The following is a 17,849-nucleotide window of genomic DNA, read 5'->3' as shown; positions in this document are numbered from 1 at the left end:
ATTTCCTCGTCCGTGGGGATGTCCACAATCCCGACATAGGAATAGTAGATGTCGATTTGCTGTGTCCGTTTCCCGTCTTTTTTCTCACGCTCATGGACTACGATTTTATCCACAAATGCGTTTAGAATTTCGGGCATTATTTCGTCGATGCGGGTGTATTTCTTGGTGACTGCTATCAGCTTGGCGACATTGGTCGCTTCCGTGTCGGCTTCGCTGACCTCGGCTGTCAAGGTTTCGATTTCCTGCTTTAGCTGTTCCTGCTCGGCTTCATATCCGTCTGATAGCTTGTAAAAGCGTTCGTCATTCAGCTTTCCGTTGACATTATCCTCATAGATTTTACGGAACAGGCGGTCAAGCTCCTTTATCCGCTTTTCGTCCTTTTCTATCTGTTTCTGCTTTGCGGATAACTCGTATCGGCGTTCTGCAAGGGTGGCGTCAATCTGCTGTCGGATAAACACACGCTCAAACTGCTGTAAATAGGACAGGAACTGCTGAAGCTGTTTCAGCACTAACTGTTTTAATGCGTCCTCTCGGATATAGTGCTGCGTACATTCCTTTGCCCTGCTTGTCCGTTTATACATGGAACAGCGGAAATGCGTATTCCCGTTGGCTGTGGCTAAACTTAATTTCGCCCCGCAGTCGGCACAATAGAGCAGCCCCGAGAAGATACTTGTCGTTCCGTTTTTGGTCGGTCTGCGTTTGTTTGCCCGTATCATCTGAACTTTTTCCCACATATCCCTGTCAATGATGGGGGTATGGGCGTCCTCGATATACGTCCGCCTGTCCTTTGCGGTTGGGATGCGTTTCCTGCTCTTAAAGCCTAAACGGGTGGATTTAAAGCTTTCCGTTATGCCGATATATGCCACATTTTCCAGAATGGATGCAATCACGGACGTTTCCCAGTTATAGGGATGTTCCGATTTTTTTGCAACGCCGATTCCCTTTGACACCTTATAGGCTGACGGGGTAAGCACCTTGTCCTCCCAGAGGGCTGTGGCAATGGCTGACACGCCTTTCCCCTGCAAACAGAGTGAGAATATCCTGCGGACGACTGCCGCCGCTTCCTCGTCTACGAGCCAACGGGTCTTGTCATCTGGATTACGCAAATACCCGTAGGGTGGTGCACCCAAATGCTCGCCTGCAAGCCCTTTCGCTTTCTTGACTTCCTTTACCTTTTTGCTCGTGCTTTTGGGATACCATTCGTTGAAAAGGTTGGTAAAGGCGGCAAATTCGTTGCTCTCAAGGCTGCCCGTGTCCACGTTGTCCATGATGGCGATGAACCTCACGCCCGCTTCGGGGTAGATGATTTCGGAGTAAGAGCCGACCTCGATATAGTTCCTGCCGAAGCGTGATAAGTCTTTGACAATGACAGTCTTTACAAGCCCTTTTTTAATGTCCGCCGACATTTCCTTAAAGCTTGGGCGGTCAAAATTCGTACCCGTATAGCCGTCGTCCACATAGAATTTCGGGTTAGGGAAACCGTGTTCTTTCGCATATTTCATCAGATATTCTTTCTGGTTTACAATGCTGTTGCTTTCGCCTTCCCGCCCATCGTCTTGGCTTAACCTACAATATAATGCCGTAAAATCTTCCTGCTGTCTTTTCATAAAGCTCTCCTTTCTGACAGCAGACACGGTATTGTGAAGTGTAGGTACAGTGTACCACATCTGTCCTCAAACTTCAACGCTTTAAAGCGATAATTTTTCCGCTGCCTGTTATTCCCCGTCGTTATCACCCCAATTCTCATTATCATAAAATCCATATCCCTGTGCGCCACGCCGAAAAATATCCGTAAGCATTACAAGCAAATCCCGCCCGTCTTTTCGGAAATGGGCGTTGACGGTGTATTCCGTACCGCCGATTTTCTCGGTGAAGCTCATCGGCTCTGGGATGCGGACAAGGGGCGTGACGTTCTGGACAGGCGGCAGAGGGGGATATATTTTGTCGGGATTTACCATAGGGACATCTTTGTATTCCTCCATAATCGCCTGTATTTCTTCCTCGGACAGTCTGCTCATCGCAATGATTCCTCCCTCCTGCGGTCTGTTTTAACTGGCTGTTTCTGTCGGTTTGACCGTTGGTTTTCTATCGTGTCGTGGATTTGGTCTAAGCATTCGTCAATGTGTGCGGAGCGTTTCTCAATCCCGTCTGCATATTTCAGCCGCTTTCTAAGTTCCGTTATCTGCCATGTCACGCCCTGCTTTTCTTCCCGAAGTTTTTCTTTTTCGGCTGGTGTGGCACGGCGTACCTTATTCCGCAAGTGCTGGCGGTAGTCAATCAGTTTATTCATTTCACTCTGGTTTTGCTCCCTGTCGGCGTGTAAATCGGAGAGGGTAGAGATGCCCTGCTTTGACATATACCTTACCTGTGCGGTAATCTCGTCCAGTTTCCGAAGCTCCTCTTTCATCAGCGGGCTTGTCGGCTTGTAGTTTGTGCCTTTGGGGAATATCCCTAACTGATAGCACCAGTAGTAATATAACGCTAAGATTCCTGTGGTTTTTTGATGCGGTTTCCATGCGTTTTTATACTGCTCTGGCATATGCGGGGAATAGGAAATCCTTGCTTTGTAGTTTCCATATTGGGAAGCCCCGCCTAAACATGACCGTATGAAATCGGGAGTCAACCGCTCGTCAAGCGTGTCTAACCTTGTGAAATGCTTATACTGTGGCAGCTTCATTTTCCAATGGCTGCCAGAAAAATCAACCTCATATCCCTTGTCGGTGAGGTATTTCATCATGTGCTGTAAATCCCTGCTCCCGTTGATTGCCTCCTTTAAATCCTCCCGATAGACGTTGTACCGTGTCGGCTTTCCGCTTTTTTCGTCCAGATACAGCGGTCTTGACGGGGCTTTCTTCGGATGCTCTATGACTGACAATCCGTACTCAAAACACAATCGGTCGGACACTTCCCTTAACCGTTTCTGCTCCGATTTTGAGTAATTGTATTTGCTCCCATCCAGATAAGAAACGGAGTTGAAGCAGAAATGGTTGTGCAGATGCCCTTTGTCAAGGTGGGTGGCAACGATTATCTGGTACTTGCTGCCCCACATTTCCCTTGCTAATTTCAATCCGATTTCATGGCATTGTTCGGGCGTTACCTCGTCTGGCTTGAAGCTCTGATAGCCATGCCAAGCGATATATCCGCCTGTCTTTTGGTACTGTTTCTTCGTCAAAATCATCTGCTGTAAGGCGGTTTCTTTCAGACAGTTGACTGCGGAAACATACTCGCCCTCATTCGTTTTTGACGGATTCTTTACATAGGAAAACACGTCAAAGAAGTCCTGCATTTCTTCACTCGGCACAGTCTTTTCTGGATTTTCTATATAGTCAATCACGTCTTTTATGCTCCCTTTGACATGCCATAGGCTTGTTACCGCCATATCAGACCGCCCCCTGTTCCATCAATTCTTCTACGTTAAATCGTTGTGGGAGAGTTGTTTTCTGCTGCAATTCTAAGATAAAATCCTCAATCTCTTTACAGATTTCGGCAGCGATTGGATAGTATGGAACACACTTTTTGAAACCGTCATGCACTTCATAGAGCTTGTTTAACAGTTCCCAAAACTCGGTTTTGGGCTGTGGCTGCGGGGCGTTTCCCTTGCATAACTGGCGCATAAATTCGGCGGCGGACAGACTGCAAGCGGCGGCACACTGCTTTAATTTTTCATGTTCTTCTTCGTTCAATCGGACGGTAATCGGGACATTCCGCATATCCTTTTCTGATTTTTTTCTGCTCATTTTCCTCAATCCTCCAGTCTTATTTTTCTTTCTTCGGGGTAAACAGGGGCTGTCCCCTGAGTGAACTCCACACGCCTTTAGGCTGTGGATTGGATTGTGGCTGACACAATCCGATGCTCGCTATCTCTGTGGACAACGCCACAGAGCATTTTTCCTGTGCAGCGGCATTCTTCCATACCTGTCTTACCCTCCGAAAAGAAAATCCTATGTCCCTGCACCTCCGTTCTGGATTCGTTTTTTCTTGACTTTTGGATAAATGAAAAAGCCGCTACACCGCACCGCGAATGACAGGAGTGTTTTCTCCTGCTCGGATTCGCAATGCTATGTAACGGCTTTGGGATTCAAAACTATGCTGCCATACACCAGCCGAAAAGGACGACTTACGTTCGGCGGCAGTCAGCCTTATCCATTGGCTGACATTTCATTCTTCCATCTATGTGCTATTTAATTTTCAATCTTCCAATTCCCTCACGGGTATTTTAGAATATCATAGCGGCTGCATCCATGTCAAGATTTTAGGCAAACTTTTTAGTATTCCCTGTGGACGGGAATTTTATTCACCTATTTTGAAAATTGGGCAAGGGAAATTTATCCCTCACCCAATAGTCCATAAGAAAACAGAAAATATTAGATGATTATAAAATCTTACGCAGCTTTTTCCGCAAGTGGTCTAATCTTGCATAGATAGCACCCGTTGTCAATCCAACAAGCGGGGCAATTTCCTTTGTGGAATAGCCCTGCATTTTCAACAGGATAATTTGCAGGGTACGCCTGTCCACCGTAAGCAATGCCCGATACAGAGTTTCGTCCTCAATCTCGTTCAGTAAATCAGCGACAGTCTTTAGCTCGGTATTCTGTTCCCTGTCTGCCATCCCCTCAAGGTATTCTCCAAAGTTGCTTGTCCAATGATAAAACCGTCTGTTAGAATTGAAGTCTGCCCTGTCGTCTATGCGGATTTGTTCGATGATGGTTTCATCGACTCCGTGTTCTCTCAATATTTTTTCCTCGGCTTCTTTCCAGATAAGCCATTTCCTGTTCTCCCGTCCGTTGTTGTATGCCATTCTTTTTTCCTCCAATCTGAAATTTTTAAAAATGTTAAAATTCAGATTGGAAAGGCGGCGAACGGCATCCAATAGCAGAAACAGCCCTGTGGCATAATCTGATAAAAAACGACAAAAGAAAAACCGCAAAGGCACGGTGACCTCTACGGTTATAGGGGATATATATTCTGTTAAGTGGAGATTCTACTTCTAGTTTCATGGTGAGAAGTAGCGTTACATGGGCAGGGATTTTTTTAACTGGCTTCCTGCCATTTCCCGATATGCTATGTATAAACCAACTCTGCGTTGCATGAGCAGATAAATAACTACCCGAAAAAAGAACATAAAAAAATCCCTCCAAACTTTAAAACAGGTCTGGAGAGTGTCTGTTAGGTCTTTTGGGTATAGCAAAATCGCCCACCATACACCGTTTTTTTATATGGTGGACGTTCGCCTTAAAACCTTATGAAATGAAACAGAGCCAACAAACTGTGATTTTATTTCACAAGTTCATCGGCTCTGCGTCTGTGCGTCTGGCTCTGTGATGACTGAAACATTTTGTTTTTCTACATTGATTAGCGTTTCCCGTCTGCATTTTGGGCAAAATAATGGAAACATCTTAAACTCTGTGTCTGGTCGTATTTTTATCCGTGTCTTGCTATTGCAGACAGGGCATAACAACCATTCCATCCTTTTGCGCTCGCTATTATTTGTCATTTGGTTTATGGCTGCCTTCCTTTCGCAGTATAATACTGCTGACAATTCCCAAGCCACCCAATGCTGTGCACCATTTTGAAGAAAAAACCGCCCCTGCCGCAATTAAGCCAGCCCCTGCAATTAAGTTGCATACTGCAGCAAATTTTACCGCTTTTTTGCCAGGGTTTGGGAGCCTAACCGAAATGCCCAACACTTCATTTAATTTCCCACAAACTTGATTTACTTCTTTAATCATTCTCTGTCCTCCTAAAATATCAGCTGTATGCCATGATTTACAATGAGCAATGCCCCTACGCATATCACAATCCATGCGAGTGTGGATTTTTTTCCTTTCCTTTTGCTCAGTAACAAAAATACTGCTCCTGCCACAACCAGACAGATACCAACAATCAATGATACGATTGATATCATCTGCATGGCTTCTGCGTTAGGAACAGGTATAAAATTCGGAATTGGAAAATCCATACTTTCGCCCCCTTTCTTTTAATTGTTCAAATCAGATGCAACCATCCTGTGAAGTGCCATTGCTGAAAAAGCAATCCCAATAATGCCCAAAATTGTTGCGGCAACAGGCATTGACAGCAGCCCTGCATGGCAGCCCTGTGAATTGGATGCAATGACAACAATGACTATGGATGAAACAACCGTTGCAATCGTTGATTTCTTTATCATCCCAACATATAATGGGAAAAGCCCTAACATAATAGCTGAAATGGCTGTGACAGCCTGCACCCATATATCCCCCAAGCTGAATGTGACAAACACAAAATATTTGCTTGCAAGAAGAATACAGGCATATTGGAAGATATATGACACCGTGTGGAACAGGAGCATAATGCCGCAGACCAATAGGAGCTTTGCCAACATCAGCTTTGTTCGGTTTACTGGATAAGTATAAAGCAGGCTTATAGTCCTGTTCCTATATTCCTCAATTATAAATACGCAAAGAAAAACCGCTTCCCATACAATCAATGTTGCCCTTACAAGCATCAGTGCCAATGAAACAGTATCTAACTGGGCTGGGGGCAAGCCATTGAATGCAGGCATATTTCCGTTTTGGGTTAAAAGGCTGGACGTGAATGCACTCAGTAAAAAAATGATAATGTTAGCCGCAGCCAGCCCAAACATATGCGGCTTTAAAAGCACTTTCCTAATTTCCAGAGAAATAAGGTTCTTCACCTTTTCCACCTCCTCCCAGCAAATCCAGATAATAATCTTCAAGCCCTATCCCCTTTTTGCATATTTCATCCATAGAAATTTCCCCAAGCATAGCACCGTGGTCAATCATGCCAATGGTATCTGCGATTTTAGATAGTTCGTCAAGGATATGGCTTGATATCAAAATGCTTGTGCCATGCTCTTTATTGATTCGCAATAACAGTTCCCGAATATGTATGATTCCCTGCGGGTCTAAACCATTGATAGGCTCGTCAAGTATAAGCAGTTCTGGTCTTGTGAGGAAAGCCCTTGCAAGGGCAAGCCGCTGTTTCATCCCTAAAGAAAATTTTCCTACGGCTTTATTGCCTGTTTCTGAAATCCCCAGCAATGACAGGGTTTCCCCGATATTTTCATATCCTGCGCCCATATATCTGCAATGCAGTTCCAAGTTGTCATAAGCCGACAAATGGTTATAAAAAACAGGGCTTTCGATAATGCTTCCAATATGGGAAAAAACAGGGCTGTTTCCGCCTGCAACACGCTCGCCTAGCAAACATACCGTTCCACAGTCGGGGCGTATGATATGGTACAGCGTCTTCATCAGTGACGTTTTCCCCGCCCCGTTTGCCCCTAAAAATCCATAAATCTCACCCTGTTTTACCCTCATGCAGATATTTTTCAGTATGGGGCAGCCATCTATGGATTTTGATAAATTCTGAACTTCAACCGCATATGTCATTCGTGCGCCCCCTTTTCAGAAAGCAGCCGCCTTTTAAAGATAAAAGTTGTTTTCTGCGCAAGCCCGATAAGGGAATATTGCGAACTGCCTATGTATGGGCAGGCAAAAGACGTTGTCAGTTCCCATCCGTCTTTGCCATACTGGTTTAACTTGTCTGCCAGCAGGCTGTCTGGTTTATCAGTTTCCTTGCTGTCAACAAACATTATTTTGTACTCAAATTTCTCCATAAAGACCTCCTTCATTTAAAAATATCAGCCACAAGGCTGTCCACCATGAACTCAAAAACAGCAAAATAGTCACAGGTGACAGAAAGTGTCTCTTTTGCATTGATAGTAGATAGCAATGCACTCAATATCCCATACGCCTTAGATTCTTCCATTTTCAGTTCAAGGCTGGCGGCGCGGACCGCCTGCCTGAAAAAATCGAAGCTGTCAAATTTAACTTTTTTTATTGTTTCTTCTGGCAGTTTTGTGATAAAGGATTGGAAATCTGGCGTATTGACGTTATACAGGAAAGGCTTGCTGTCATATTCCTTAAAAAGCTCTTTCATTGATTCGGCAAATCCGTCCTTTGTCCGTCTGTCCCTGTTAATCGCAAAAATCTTTTCTTCCAACCTCCTTTGTATGGTTTCGATTGTTTCAAAAAACAAATCTTCTTTGGTTGGGTACAGCGTATAAAATGTTCCGACTGATATCCCCGCTTTCTCACACAGGCTTTTAATGCTTGTCTTTTTATACCCCTGTGTTATCCAGCATTCTTCGCATAATTCTTTCAGCCTTTTGCGAATATTCTCTTTGTCAGTATCTGAAAGCACTGGCTTTGATGGCATGTCTGTTTCTCTCCTTCCTGAATTATATTTACGAATATTCTTATATAATGTTCGTAAATATAATAACATTCTCTAGGGATATTGTCAAGAAAAAGACTTATTAAAAAAATGACAGTAAAAATATGACGGGCATTTGCCTTATAACCTTATGAAATATAATTGAGCCAATGAACTGTGACGATAGGGCAGCATGTCCATTCTTTTTTAGACATAAAAGCACCCCAACGATTCACTTTATATTTTGGCAGTTTAAACAAGAGTATGGTTACACCTATGAAAAGCATACTCATGCCAATAATTCCTGTTGACATTGGGTTAAGTAAAGTGCTTTGTATAAAAGTTTACATCCAAAAAAAATATGCATCACCTTTTTCTGCGGTATAACCTATATTCATTTCGGTCTTACAGATAAAAAGGCGATAGAGCTTCTTTTACTCCATCGCCTTTTTATTATGCGTAGATAATTTCTTCGTTCACAATCTCCATCGCACATGCCCTTATGTTATTTAAGCGTTGTACCCATTCTAAGGCGTTTTCTGCCTTTAGTTGTTCTGTTATACCCTGTGCCTGCTTCATATCCTCTATGAGCCTTTTAAATCGTTCCTGTGCCTGCCTGTCAATGTTGGCAAGGTAGGCGTTGAGTTTACCGCTTGTGAGAAGATTCGTGTATGTAACCTTGTGGTACTGTTTCAGATAGTCCAGATGCCGCTGTCCCCATGTGCCTATCGGCTGTTCTTCTTCGGCGGGTAAAGCTATACATGGAATTAGATAATCGCCTTTCCGTTCGTATTTGCCGCCCAGTTCCTCAAATAATATATTTGCCATTTTCTGTTACCTCCAGATAAAATATTCACTCCACACTCTTGTGTCTGTTGTCTTAAACAAAATTTTGAGTTTTCTCCTTATCTGGTTTCATTCATGGTTTAAACACTTCATCTGTATGTATTGTTTTAAAATATAATGCCCATGCAACTATCCTTTCATAAAACGAAGCAAGCTGCTTTGAAATATATACCATCATCTCTAAATCACTCGGTACTCCCGCCTCTCCAATTGCATCTTGAATTGCAGAATTCAAAAGTATGCTTAAAATTCCATTTAATTCTACAATCTCATTCAGTTTTACAGAAACATCGTCCAACAGTTCATTAGGACTCATCTCAATAATATGTGTTGTAAATAAACCATATTTAAAATCCCATCTATGTTTCTGTAGTTTGTTAAACTCGTCTTTAATCACATATGCTAGAAATTTGTACTCCCATGCATACGGCTCTTCAATTAAAACACGTAAAGCTTCTGATGAAATATCACTCTCTAAAATATGTGGTTCTAACGTATTTGATATTTTTTTATATGCCAATCCATCAGCAAATATCAAACTTAATTGATGCTTCATGGTAGTGGTTATGTCTCGCACAGATTCATATGTATAAATCCACTGTTTTGATTCATTATATATTTCTGAAACAAATTTAAAAATCTGGGGGTTGTCAACAATAGTTGAAAAATTTCCTTCTTTATTGGCTTCCCATATTTTTAATTGACTATGTAACTGCTTGTCCACAAACACAAATACTGGAATCCCTTTCGCTTTTGCATGTAGATATTCTAAATTCGTAATAGATTTCCCTCTCTCTGTCACATACCCATATCTTGTTCCAACAATAAGTATAAAAATATCAGCCAATTTATCAACATTACTCAAGCAATTTTCAAAAGTACCAATACACGGGTCAATAGGAAATGAACTAAATTCAGACAACATAGCTTGAAAACCGTAATTGATTTCAAAAAAATCTTTTAAGTCTTCTCGAACCTGTTTGAGGTCATAGCAAGTAGAACTAACAAAAACTACTGGTATATGTCTATCTGTATTCATAATTTCTCCTTATCTTGTTTTATACTTTGTTAATAAGATTTTTCCTCAACGCTTCAATGCTCTCTTGATTCCTTCTTAGAATTTCCAGCTGCCTATATGCTTTTTCTCTTAATATTTTTAACCTCTCAATTTTAGGCACTTCCTGTCTTATCAAATCTGCATTGGTGTCCTCCAAATTAATAAGCACAACTAATTCCTCTGCCGAAGCAAAATCTCTGATATTAGGTGATTTTCCGCTTATTCCCTTTTCGTTTCTCCATTGTGCCGCCGTCTTACCAAACAAAGCCATATTAAGAATATCTGCTTCGGATGCGTATGTATATGCCATTTCCTGCGGGGATAATGTTGGTGTTATCAGAAATTCCTTTACCGCATCTGTATGAATACGATAATTTATTTTTGAAAGTTCCCTCTTAGCATCCCAACCAATCGCTAATCGGTTTGCTTCATCTTTCTTTAACCGCTGATAGTCCTTAATAATATAGAGCTTAAATTCTGCGGAAATCCACGACGCAAACTCAAAGGCTATATCTGTATGGGCATATGTACCTCCATATCGTCCTGATTTTGATATAATACCGATTGCGTCTGTTGCTCTTATCCACTGTTGCGGTGTCAATGTAAATGCATTATCTCCCGATTCCGCTTTAAACCTATCGAATTCGATAGGTTTAAAATTGGGATTATGAATCTGTTCCCACAAACCCAGAAATGAGATTGTGGAATGATTACGCATCCAGTTCGCAACCACGATAAAAGCATTGTCTGGATTTTTATATTTGGCAATATCCGTTAAAGAAATATAAGCTTCTTCATTTACGACATCACCCATTACTCTGATTTCTGTTCCATTGGCATCTATTTTCATATTTTTCATTATCTCCAACCACTTCCTTTATCACAGATTATCCCTTATATGACAGCATATATAACAGACACTCTTGCAGCAATTTTTCTGGATTGTGTTCCAATTCTATTATCGCTTTTATCTCCAATTTAGCCTTATACGGAATATTGTTATTATTCTCAATAATCTTTTTTAGACTTCCTTTACTGTTTTTTCATCTAAATTACCAGCCATTTACAAATACCCTCCCCATCACATTACAACCGACAAACCATAATGTATTCTTCTTCATTTTCGTCAATGACTTCAAAACCTACTTTCTGATACATACGAGCCGCATAATTTGCCTTTTGCACAGAAAGAGAGGTCTGCTTATAGCCTTTATTCTTTAAAAATTCAAGCATATCCCTCATAAGTGCTGTACCAATGCCCATATTTCTGTATTCCTCATACAGTGACATAGCAAATGAGGGTGTCTCATCATCAATATGCCCGTAATCATCCATAACACGCACCCATACTGCGCCTACAATCTTTTCTTTTACTTCCGCAACCAAACACCAATCGTCTGATTTTCCAAAATCAGCAATATATACCTGAAGTTCTGGCTGTTCAATAATAGCTTTTGGCGGCTTTTCCATTCCCACTGGAATAAAAATCGCTTCATACAGAAACTCAGATAATACGTAATATTCATTTTCTCTGATTTCTCTAATCCGATAATCCATACTTATATAACCTCAAAAAATCAAACAACAAAATTAGCGATACCATATATTAAATGACAAATTAGAAAAATGGAAATTGGCACAACTGCTATCATATTTTTTCTATCAATAGCAAAAAACATAAATGCCAAACACGGGGAAATTATCAACCCCAATATAACACCTGTATTCACAACGCCTACATAATAGCTTACCCAACTTGCAAAATATATTAAGCAACAAATTATCACAAAAATAATCAAAGGAGTAATATGGAATTTATGGTTCTTTATGTTTACAAAAATACACAAAGCTATAACCATCAAAATCTGACAAACAGAAGCTATGGTGTCAATCACTTCAGTAACCGATTCCGTCCTTAATACATCATTAGGTGCTGGAGCAGCAAACCAAATAAAGTTAGGTATCATTATAATCAAAAACAATAACAGTCCATAAATATTGAAACCAAACTTATATTCTTTTAACACCAAATTCACTCCTTTATTTCCGCTTTTAACAAAGAGTACATTTCCATATCAATCACCCTGCCATTCTTCACAGCATTGCTTCTCAATGTACCCTCATACTGAAACCCTACTTTTTCAAGCACCCTGCAAGACGCTATATTATAAGCAAAGGGCTCTGCATAAATACGGATAATATCGCTATTAGCAAAAACATATTCGCAAATTTGCTTAACAGCTTCGGTCATAATACCTTTGCCCCAATATTCTTTGGCAATATAATATCCTAACTCGGCGGTTTGCCTATGAATATTGCCCTGCCGAAAAATGCCAATACTGCCAATCACCATATTATCTACAGTAATAGCAAAAGCAAAGGTTTCGCTTTCATCTGCGGAAAGCATAGCAGAAATAAACTCTTTTCCATCCTGCTCGGTGTAAGGATAGGGCAAACCATCACGAAGATTATCTTGTACTTTTTTATTTGAAAGCGCAACCGCCAAATCTTTTGCGTCTGATAGTTCCCATTTTCTTATTCTGCATTTCATTTTTCAAGTCCTCTCAATCCACATTTTCAATTATCTTTCAGTTTTTTCTCCATGATTTCATAAACCAACTTCACATCATTTTCCAATTCGCATATCCCATGCCCCACCGTTTTATAGCCTCTATGCTCATATAAACACGCTGCCGAAAGCGAAGCGTCCAAAATAACCGTATCATATGTTTTGGAAATTTCCTTTTCCAAACAATTCATAATATACGAGCCGCAGCCTTGATTTTGGTAAGCGGGCAACACATATACTCCTGTAATATGATTATCATCAAAACAACCCGTTCCGACAATCACATCGTTATACACCAACACTCCCATATTTCCCGATGCTATTCCGTTTTGAATGTGTTTTTTACTATGATGTCCGCAAAAAAAATCCACTACTTCCTTTGGATAATATTTCGGATATATAGTTTCAATAGCCGTATGTAAAACATTTTGAATATCATCCGTCATATCAAAAGTTGCACTTATATATTTCATATCGTTCCTCCGACAAGCTATCTCTCATTCTGACTTTTTTATCAATTATACACGAAAGCATAGGCTTTTTCAATTCCCTAAACTACTTTTGTTTAGGCTTCTGCGGCACTCCCATATACCATAGAAGCGCCGCCCCCACCTCCTATAAATAAATTATCTCACGCTCTACAACTTCCCTCACGCAAGCCTGAATATTATTCATTTTTTGAACCCATAAAATCTGATTTTCTGCCTTTAACTGCTCCGTCACTTCCTGCCTGTCGGCATATTCCTTTACCAGCCGAGAAAACATATCCTCTGCCTGTTCATCCACACTTGACAAATATTCATTCAACCTGCCGCTTGTCAGCAGATTGAGATATACAAGCTGCTTATGCTCTTTTAGATACCGCAAATGTCGTTGACCCCATATGCCAATTGGCTTTTCTTCTTCGGGAGGTAATGCAAGCTCTGGGAGGTAATATTCGCCTTGCCTTGCATACCAAAGACCGTTATTTTCGTCATAAATCCTGTTTTCCATAGTGTTTCCTACCTTTCCTCTTTGCTATTTTTCAAATACTTTCCACGCTGTTTCGACTTCTGCGCCGCTTTTGCCTGCTCCAAAAGGTTGTCCATCTGCTTACTTCCAAATGCCTTGCGGAGCAGCTTATAATCTTTGTTTTCCGCACGAAGGTTTTCATTTTCCCCTGCCAGTTTCTCATTGGTTCTCCTTAATCCGTCATTCTCACGGTGGAGATTGCTGTTTGTAACATTCAGCCGATAATAGCTGTCCCACGCTTCAAAGCACCTTATAAGAGCCGTTTTAACAAGCGATTTCAGCTTTCGCACCAAAGGCTCTGCCACTTTATTCTTATACGACTTCGCCGACATCAACCCCTGCGGCTCTGGCAACTGATATTCTGGCGAAGTGTCAAGCACCTGCTCAAGCGTCTTTAGGTTTCCCATGCCTTTGTCATAATTCTCCACCCTATTCGACAATGCTTGAAATTCCTCTTTTTTCTCTGAAATCTGCCCCTCAAGCTGAACGACCTCTTTTTCCCTCTGCTGCTTTTTATAATCAAGGACAGACAAATGTTTTTCATGCGTGCCTTTATGCTCCCATTCAATGCCATGCCGCCCCATCACAGCGGCAAGATTCTCTTTTTCGGACTGTACCCATTGGCTCCACTCTGTATCGCCACGGGAGCCGCCTTTGAATCCCTGCGCCGCCAATGCCTGTTTCAGAGATACCCTCGTATCAAGTCCACGCTTGCTGCCTGTTGTAAATGGAACAAAATCAATGTGCAGATGCGGCGTTGCTTCGTCCATATGGATGTGGGCAGAGAACACGTAGAGATAAGGATTTCGCTCTTGGAATCCATGATAATATTCATCCAAAATCTGCCTTGCAAGCTGTCCGTTCTTACTTCCTGCACTCGTATTTTCTTTATCCCCAATCTGTAAAATCAGTTCATGGAACGGCTTTTCCTGCTTTGAGTTCCGTATCTTCTCGTAATAATCAGCAATGCGTCGGTCTGCCCTTGTCTGTTTTTCATTATATCTTTGCAACGCTTCATCAAATAGCTTATGATACACTTTCTTGATGCTCTCGTTGCAATAATCTACATTAAGGTGTGAACGCTCTCCATCTACATTTTCAGCCTTAAACTTGCGGCTGTTATGGTTGACCGAGCCTTTCCCCACCATTGCGCTAATCGTCCGTCTTATAAAATCACACCCTTTCTTTTCGGCTGGTAGGCTTTGTTACTTTCCCGAAAGTAAACGCAAAAGCACTTTTGTCGGCTTCGCCAACAAAAATGCAACCTGCAAGCAGGTTTTGCGCTCTCCGAGGGGCGAGGGCGGCTTTTTGTAAAAAGCCCCCTGCACCCCGCAAAAACTTTATCCGTGACGGTTTGCGTCGATGTGACGGTTATTTCCGTACCGCACCCCACTCCTAAAAATACCGTCACACCGTCACATACCGTCACGCTCCCCACGGTACAGCTTTATCATACGCCCCTCGTGACACCGTTCACGTTTATAGAAGATGCCGTATTCGTTGAGTAAACGTCCCGACAGGACATTCAGTTTCCGTGCAAGGCTATTCGGCTGTAACTCTGTTTCCAGCCAAGCCGCAAGCTCCGTCGCCGTCCCCTTCCACAAGGGGCAATCGACAGTAATTCTTTTATCTATTTCCTCAAGTAAAGGCTCTGGCGGCTCTTTCCAAAGTTCTGTTTCTGCCTTTTGAAAATCCCATAACAATGTTTCGGGATTGCGGAGAAGATAGAGTTTCTGCTCTTGTTGGTCTCTGCCCGACACTTCAAGCGTGGCGGCATTGCCGATGCGTTTTTCTTTCTGCAACAGGAACGCACCGTCAGCCGCACCAAGCAAGCCAGTAGTCCCCGAAATCATATCGAACTTATCATCAGACCCCTGCTTTCTGGTATGATGGACAATCAAGATACAGATGCCATAGCTGTCTGCAAACTGTTTCAGCCTTGTAATAACCTCATAGTCATTTGCGTAACTGTAATTATCCCCGCCGACTTCACGCACCTTTTGGAGGGTGTCAATAATAATCAGTCTTGTGTCTGTATGCTGTTTCATAAATTCCTGCAACTGTTCATCCAAACCATTGCCAAGATTCCCCGCCGAAACAGAAAAGAATAAATTGTCTGCCCCGTCCGTGCCAAACATACGGTACAGCCTTTCCTGCAGGCGGCGGTAATCATCTTCAAGGGCAAGGTACAAGACCGTTCCTTTTCGGACGGGATATTCCCATAGTGGTACTCCCATACTGGTATGGTACGCAATCTGCGCTATAAGAAAGCTCTTGCCGACTTTTGGCGCGCCTGCGAAAAGATAAGTGCCAGGGTAGAGCAGACCGTCAATCAAAGGCGGCTTGCTCGGATATACAGAATCATACAATTCAGCCATAGATACAGTTTCAAGAGCTTTGCTATTGTTTTTCGGCGGGTAATTGGTTATACTGTTATTGTTTACATTAGGCGGTTGCTCCGTATCTGCGCCAACAGATACATTCGGGGCAGCCGTTTCTTTTTTATTTGCCATCTTCACACTCTCCTTTCAGACCGCCGAGGATAACAGCAATCAGCTCGATTGTGTCAAGCAATTCTTCATTTACACCCTCACCCGCTTCAATCCTCTGCAATTCTGCAAGGACGGCGGCAAGTTCATTGCGGAGTGCCTTATATACCCTCGGATTGCCCTGCACGACCACGTCTTGGCATAAGAGCCGCCTTGTGATATAGTCCTGCTTGGTAAGCCCCGAAAGCCGCACCGCTTTGTCAATCTGCTCATTTTCTTCGGGAGATACCCGAAAAGCGACGGTTTTATTCCTCCAACGGTTGCAGTTGTCCAAATTCTTTGCCGACATATCAAAAATCCCCCTTTCCTAAATCGTCAAGCCTGTCTGCCATTTCTGCCTGCTTTGACGGAAATAAATGTGCATAACGGTAAGTGATTTCAATGCTCTCATGCCCTACTCGGTCAGCAATCGCCACCGCCGAGAATCCCATGTCAATCAATAAGCTGATGTGGCTGTGGCGCAAATCGTGAATCCGTATGCGTTTCACTCCTGCGGCTCTTGCGCCCCTGTCCATCTCGTGATGGAGATAGCTTTTTGTTACCGTGAAAATGCGGTCTTTCTTTTTTAAACCGTACAGCATACCGATATATTCCTGCATTTCCTCACAGAGAAACTTCGGCATCTTGATTGTGCGGTTACTCTTTTTCGTTTTCGGGGACGTAATCACGTCTTCCCTATGCAAACGCTGATAGGATTTGTTAATCATGACCGTTTCCTTATCAAAATTGAAATCAGCGGCGGTCAAGGCTAATAATTCTCCCTCTCGGATTCCGCACCAGTAAAGCATCTGGAACGCATAATAGGAAACTGGCTTGTCCATCATTTCATCCGCAAACTTCTTATATTCCTCTTTTGTCCAGAACAGCATTTCTTTGTGTTCCTCGCTCCCCATATTGCCCGCCTTTGCCGCAGGATTGGAGCGGAGGTCGTAATAGCGTACCGCATGGTTAAATATTGCTGAAAGCTGGTTGTGAACTGTTTTCAGATACGTCTGCGAATAGGGATTGCGTTTTTCATCACGGTAGGCAAGCAGCTCATTCTGCCATGCAATAATTTCCTTTGTGCCAATCTCACTAATCTTCATCTTGCCGAAGTACGGAAGAATCTTCGTCCGAATGATATGCTCTTTTGTCAGCCAAGTGTTTTCTTTCAGTCGGTTCTTGACATCATTCGCATAAAGCTCTGTAAAGGCTTCAAAATCCATGTCAAGGTCAGCGGAATTTTGCAACTGGAATTTCCGTTCCCATTCCTGTGCTTCCCTCTTTGTGGCAAATCCACGCTTACATTTCTGTTTCCGTTCCCCTTTCCAGTTCACATACCGAGCCATCACATACCATGTGCCATTGCCCTCATTCTTAAATACTGGCATTTATACCATCTCCTTTCCCTGTTTTTCTCCCGCCCCATAGAGTCTTTCCTCAAAATACTGGCGGTTGACACGCCCTGCAATCGTGATAAACCCCTTTTCTTTCAGCTCATCATTCAACTTTTTAATGAGCTTGTAGGCGTAAGGCTTCGATATGGAAAGCTCCTGCGCCACCTCATCCACACGGATAAATTTGTTGTCCATACAACCTCTCCTTTCTTGTTAAGCGTTTT

24 protein-coding genes and 1 pseudogene are annotated in these 17,849 nt (G+C 42.4%); all 25 read right to left on the bottom strand.

What is annotated here, in order from left to right; translation table 11 throughout:
• A partial coding sequence (locus NFR99_RS12690; protein WP_251353809.1) for a recombinase family protein occupies positions 1 to 1,607 on the bottom strand: 1,607 nt, incomplete at its 3' end.
• Between the two features lie 108 nt (positions 1,608 to 1,715).
• The gene (locus tag NFR99_RS12685) at positions 1,716 to 2,018 is read right to left on the bottom strand and encodes a transposon-encoded TnpW family protein (protein ID WP_251353808.1); all 303 of its coding nucleotides are present in this window, start codon (positions 2,016 to 2,018) and stop codon (positions 1,716 to 1,718) included.
• A complete protein-coding gene (locus NFR99_RS12680) occupies positions 2,015 to 3,379 on the bottom strand; it encodes a relaxase/mobilization nuclease domain-containing protein (protein WP_251353807.1) in 1,365 nt (454 codons plus the stop codon). The genes NFR99_RS12685 and NFR99_RS12680 overlap by 4 nt, the downstream gene beginning before the upstream one ends.
• A gap of 1 nt (position 3,380) precedes the next feature.
• Positions 3,381 to 3,737: a tyrosine-protein phosphatase gene (locus NFR99_RS12675; protein WP_251353806.1), complete on the bottom strand. Its 357-nt coding sequence runs from the start codon at positions 3,735 to 3,737 to the stop codon at positions 3,381 to 3,383.
• A gap of 635 nt (positions 3,738 to 4,372) precedes the next feature.
• A complete protein-coding gene (locus NFR99_RS12670; protein ID WP_251353805.1) occupies positions 4,373 to 4,798 on the bottom strand; it encodes an RNA polymerase sigma factor in 426 nt (141 codons plus the stop codon).
• Between the two features lie 567 nt (positions 4,799 to 5,365).
• A pseudogene (locus NFR99_RS15685) lies at positions 5,366 to 5,467 on the bottom strand (cysteine-rich KTR domain-containing protein); the annotation flags it as partial.
• Positions 5,468 to 5,483: 16 nt separating this feature from the next.
• Positions 5,484 to 5,729, bottom strand: a complete 246-nt coding sequence (locus NFR99_RS12660) for a hypothetical protein (RefSeq protein ID WP_251353803.1) — start codon at positions 5,727 to 5,729, stop codon at positions 5,484 to 5,486.
• Between the two features lie 11 nt (positions 5,730 to 5,740).
• Positions 5,741 to 5,959, bottom strand: a complete 219-nt coding sequence (locus NFR99_RS12655) for a hypothetical protein (RefSeq protein ID WP_251353802.1) — start codon at positions 5,957 to 5,959, stop codon at positions 5,741 to 5,743.
• An 18-nt stretch (positions 5,960 to 5,977) separates the two neighbouring features.
• Positions 5,978 to 6,682 (bottom strand): ABC transporter permease, encoded by a 705-nt coding sequence (locus NFR99_RS12650; RefSeq protein WP_251353801.1) that lies wholly within the window; start codon positions 6,680 to 6,682, stop codon positions 5,978 to 5,980.
• On the bottom strand, positions 6,645 to 7,391 hold the full coding sequence (locus tag NFR99_RS12645) for an ATP-binding cassette domain-containing protein (RefSeq protein WP_251353800.1): 747 nt from the start codon (positions 7,389 to 7,391) through the stop codon (positions 6,645 to 6,647). The genes NFR99_RS12650 and NFR99_RS12645 overlap by 38 nt, the downstream gene beginning before the upstream one ends.
• Positions 7,388 to 7,618, bottom strand: coding sequence for a DUF4177 domain-containing protein (locus NFR99_RS12640; protein WP_251353799.1), 231 nt, complete (start codon positions 7,616 to 7,618; stop codon positions 7,388 to 7,390). Before NFR99_RS12640 ends, NFR99_RS12645 begins: the two co-directional genes overlap by 4 nt.
• An 11-nt stretch (positions 7,619 to 7,629) precedes the next feature.
• Positions 7,630 to 8,220 (bottom strand): TetR/AcrR family transcriptional regulator, encoded by a 591-nt coding sequence (locus NFR99_RS12635; RefSeq protein WP_251353798.1) that lies wholly within the window; start codon positions 8,218 to 8,220, stop codon positions 7,630 to 7,632.
• 450 nt (positions 8,221 to 8,670) lie between these two features.
• On the bottom strand, positions 8,671 to 9,045 hold the full coding sequence (locus NFR99_RS12630; RefSeq protein ID WP_251353797.1) for a TnpV protein: 375 nt from the start codon (positions 9,043 to 9,045) through the stop codon (positions 8,671 to 8,673).
• A gap of 91 nt (positions 9,046 to 9,136) precedes the next feature.
• Positions 9,137 to 10,102, bottom strand: coding sequence for a DUF4062 domain-containing protein (locus NFR99_RS12625; RefSeq protein ID WP_251353796.1), 966 nt, complete (start codon positions 10,100 to 10,102; stop codon positions 9,137 to 9,139).
• 19 nt (positions 10,103 to 10,121) lie between these two features.
• On the bottom strand, positions 10,122 to 10,979 hold the full coding sequence (locus NFR99_RS12620) for a KilA-N domain-containing protein (RefSeq protein ID WP_251353795.1): 858 nt from the start codon (positions 10,977 to 10,979) through the stop codon (positions 10,122 to 10,124).
• A gap of 227 nt (positions 10,980 to 11,206) precedes the next feature.
• Complete coding sequence (locus tag NFR99_RS12615; RefSeq protein WP_135976975.1) at positions 11,207 to 11,677, bottom strand: GNAT family N-acetyltransferase; 471 nt, start codon at positions 11,675 to 11,677, stop codon at positions 11,207 to 11,209.
• Positions 11,678 to 11,697: 20 nt separating this feature from the next.
• Complete coding sequence (locus tag NFR99_RS12610) at positions 11,698 to 12,147, bottom strand: hypothetical protein (RefSeq protein ID WP_251353794.1); 450 nt, start codon at positions 12,145 to 12,147, stop codon at positions 11,698 to 11,700.
• Between the two features lie 5 nt (positions 12,148 to 12,152).
• Positions 12,153 to 12,671, bottom strand: coding sequence for a GNAT family N-acetyltransferase (locus NFR99_RS12605; protein ID WP_251353793.1), 519 nt, complete (start codon positions 12,669 to 12,671; stop codon positions 12,153 to 12,155).
• Positions 12,672 to 12,697: 26 nt separating this feature from the next.
• Positions 12,698 to 13,162, bottom strand: a complete 465-nt coding sequence (locus NFR99_RS12600; RefSeq protein ID WP_251353792.1) for a GNAT family N-acetyltransferase — start codon at positions 13,160 to 13,162, stop codon at positions 12,698 to 12,700.
• Between the two features lie 142 nt (positions 13,163 to 13,304).
• Positions 13,305 to 13,682 carry a TnpV protein gene (locus tag NFR99_RS12595; RefSeq protein WP_251353791.1) on the bottom strand — a complete coding sequence of 126 codons (378 nt, stop codon included), beginning with the start codon at positions 13,680 to 13,682 and terminating at the stop codon, positions 13,305 to 13,307.
• 8 nt (positions 13,683 to 13,690) lie between these two features.
• Positions 13,691 to 14,848, bottom strand: coding sequence for a plasmid recombination protein (locus NFR99_RS12590; RefSeq protein ID WP_135976583.1), 1,158 nt, complete (start codon positions 14,846 to 14,848; stop codon positions 13,691 to 13,693).
• A gap of 267 nt (positions 14,849 to 15,115) precedes the next feature.
• A complete protein-coding gene (locus NFR99_RS12585; protein ID WP_120393857.1) occupies positions 15,116 to 16,213 on the bottom strand; it encodes a helicase RepA family protein in 1,098 nt (365 codons plus the stop codon).
• Positions 16,203 to 16,538, bottom strand: a complete 336-nt coding sequence (locus tag NFR99_RS12580; protein WP_135976584.1) for a plasmid mobilization protein — start codon at positions 16,536 to 16,538, stop codon at positions 16,203 to 16,205. Before NFR99_RS12580 ends, NFR99_RS12585 begins: the two co-directional genes overlap by 11 nt.
• A 1-nt stretch (position 16,539) precedes the next feature.
• Positions 16,540 to 17,619, bottom strand: coding sequence for a site-specific integrase (locus NFR99_RS12575; protein WP_135976585.1), 1,080 nt, complete (start codon positions 17,617 to 17,619; stop codon positions 16,540 to 16,542).
• On the bottom strand, positions 17,620 to 17,820 hold the full coding sequence (locus NFR99_RS12570) for a helix-turn-helix transcriptional regulator (protein WP_135976586.1): 201 nt from the start codon (positions 17,818 to 17,820) through the stop codon (positions 17,620 to 17,622).
• Between the last annotated feature and the right edge of the window lie 29 nt (positions 17,821 to 17,849).

It is taken from the genome of Hominisplanchenecus murintestinalis, from assembly GCF_943193015.1.
GTDB classification, from domain to species: Bacteria; Bacillota; Clostridia; order Lachnospirales; family Lachnospiraceae; genus Hominisplanchenecus_A; species Hominisplanchenecus_A murintestinalis.
The sequence above is the reverse complement of the archived record's forward strand: the minus strand, read 5'-3'. Positions and strand labels throughout refer to the sequence as shown.

Bases quoted from the DNA above. Each gene is read 5' to 3' on its own strand.
- NFR99_RS12655 (WP_251353802.1), bottom strand. From the start codon at position 5,959: ATGGATTTTCCAATTCCGAATTTTATACCTGTTCCTAACGCAGAAGCC.
- NFR99_RS12615 (WP_135976975.1), bottom strand. From the start codon at position 11,677: ATGGATTATCGGATTAGAGAAATCAGAGAAAATGAATATTACGTATTA.
- NFR99_RS12585 (WP_120393857.1), bottom strand. From the start codon at position 16,213: ATGGCAAATAAAAAAGAAACGGCTGCCCCGAATGTATCTGTTGGCGCA.
- NFR99_RS12640 (WP_251353799.1), bottom strand. From the start codon at position 7,618: ATGGAGAAATTTGAGTACAAAATAATGTTTGTTGACAGCAAGGAAACT.
- NFR99_RS12620 (WP_251353795.1), bottom strand. From the start codon at position 10,979: ATGAAAAATATGAAAATAGATGCCAATGGAACAGAAATCAGAGTAATG.
- NFR99_RS12600 (WP_251353792.1), bottom strand. From the start codon at position 13,162: ATGAAATATATAAGTGCAACTTTTGATATGACGGATGATATTCAAAAT.
- NFR99_RS12670 (WP_251353805.1), bottom strand. From the start codon at position 4,798: ATGGCATACAACAACGGACGGGAGAACAGGAAATGGCTTATCTGGAAA.
- NFR99_RS12625 (WP_251353796.1), bottom strand. From the start codon at position 10,102: ATGAATACAGATAGACATATACCAGTAGTTTTTGTTAGTTCTACTTGC.
- NFR99_RS12660 (WP_251353803.1), bottom strand. From the start codon at position 5,729: ATGATTAAAGAAGTAAATCAAGTTTGTGGGAAATTAAATGAAGTGTTG.
- NFR99_RS12635 (WP_251353798.1), bottom strand. From the start codon at position 8,220: ATGCCATCAAAGCCAGTGCTTTCAGATACTGACAAAGAGAATATTCGC.
- NFR99_RS12575 (WP_135976585.1), bottom strand. From the start codon at position 17,619: ATGCCAGTATTTAAGAATGAGGGCAATGGCACATGGTATGTGATGGCT.
- NFR99_RS12580 (WP_135976584.1), bottom strand. From the start codon at position 16,538: ATGTCGGCAAAGAATTTGGACAACTGCAACCGTTGGAGGAATAAAACC.
- NFR99_RS12605 (WP_251353793.1), bottom strand. From the start codon at position 12,671: ATGAAATGCAGAATAAGAAAATGGGAACTATCAGACGCAAAAGATTTG.
- NFR99_RS12675 (WP_251353806.1), bottom strand. From the start codon at position 3,737: ATGAGCAGAAAAAAATCAGAAAAGGATATGCGGAATGTCCCGATTACC.
- NFR99_RS12685 (WP_251353808.1), bottom strand. From the start codon at position 2,018: ATGAGCAGACTGTCCGAGGAAGAAATACAGGCGATTATGGAGGAATAC.
- NFR99_RS12570 (WP_135976586.1), bottom strand. From the start codon at position 17,820: ATGGACAACAAATTTATCCGTGTGGATGAGGTGGCGCAGGAGCTTTCC.
- NFR99_RS12590 (WP_135976583.1), bottom strand. From the start codon at position 14,848: ATGGTGGGGAAAGGCTCGGTCAACCATAACAGCCGCAAGTTTAAGGCT.
- NFR99_RS12595 (WP_251353791.1), bottom strand. From the start codon at position 13,682: ATGGAAAACAGGATTTATGACGAAAATAACGGTCTTTGGTATGCAAGG.
- NFR99_RS12680 (WP_251353807.1), bottom strand. From the start codon at position 3,379: ATGGCGGTAACAAGCCTATGGCATGTCAAAGGGAGCATAAAAGACGTG.
- NFR99_RS12630 (WP_251353797.1), bottom strand. From the start codon at position 9,045: ATGGCAAATATATTATTTGAGGAACTGGGCGGCAAATACGAACGGAAA.
- NFR99_RS12645 (WP_251353800.1), bottom strand. From the start codon at position 7,391: ATGACATATGCGGTTGAAGTTCAGAATTTATCAAAATCCATAGATGGC.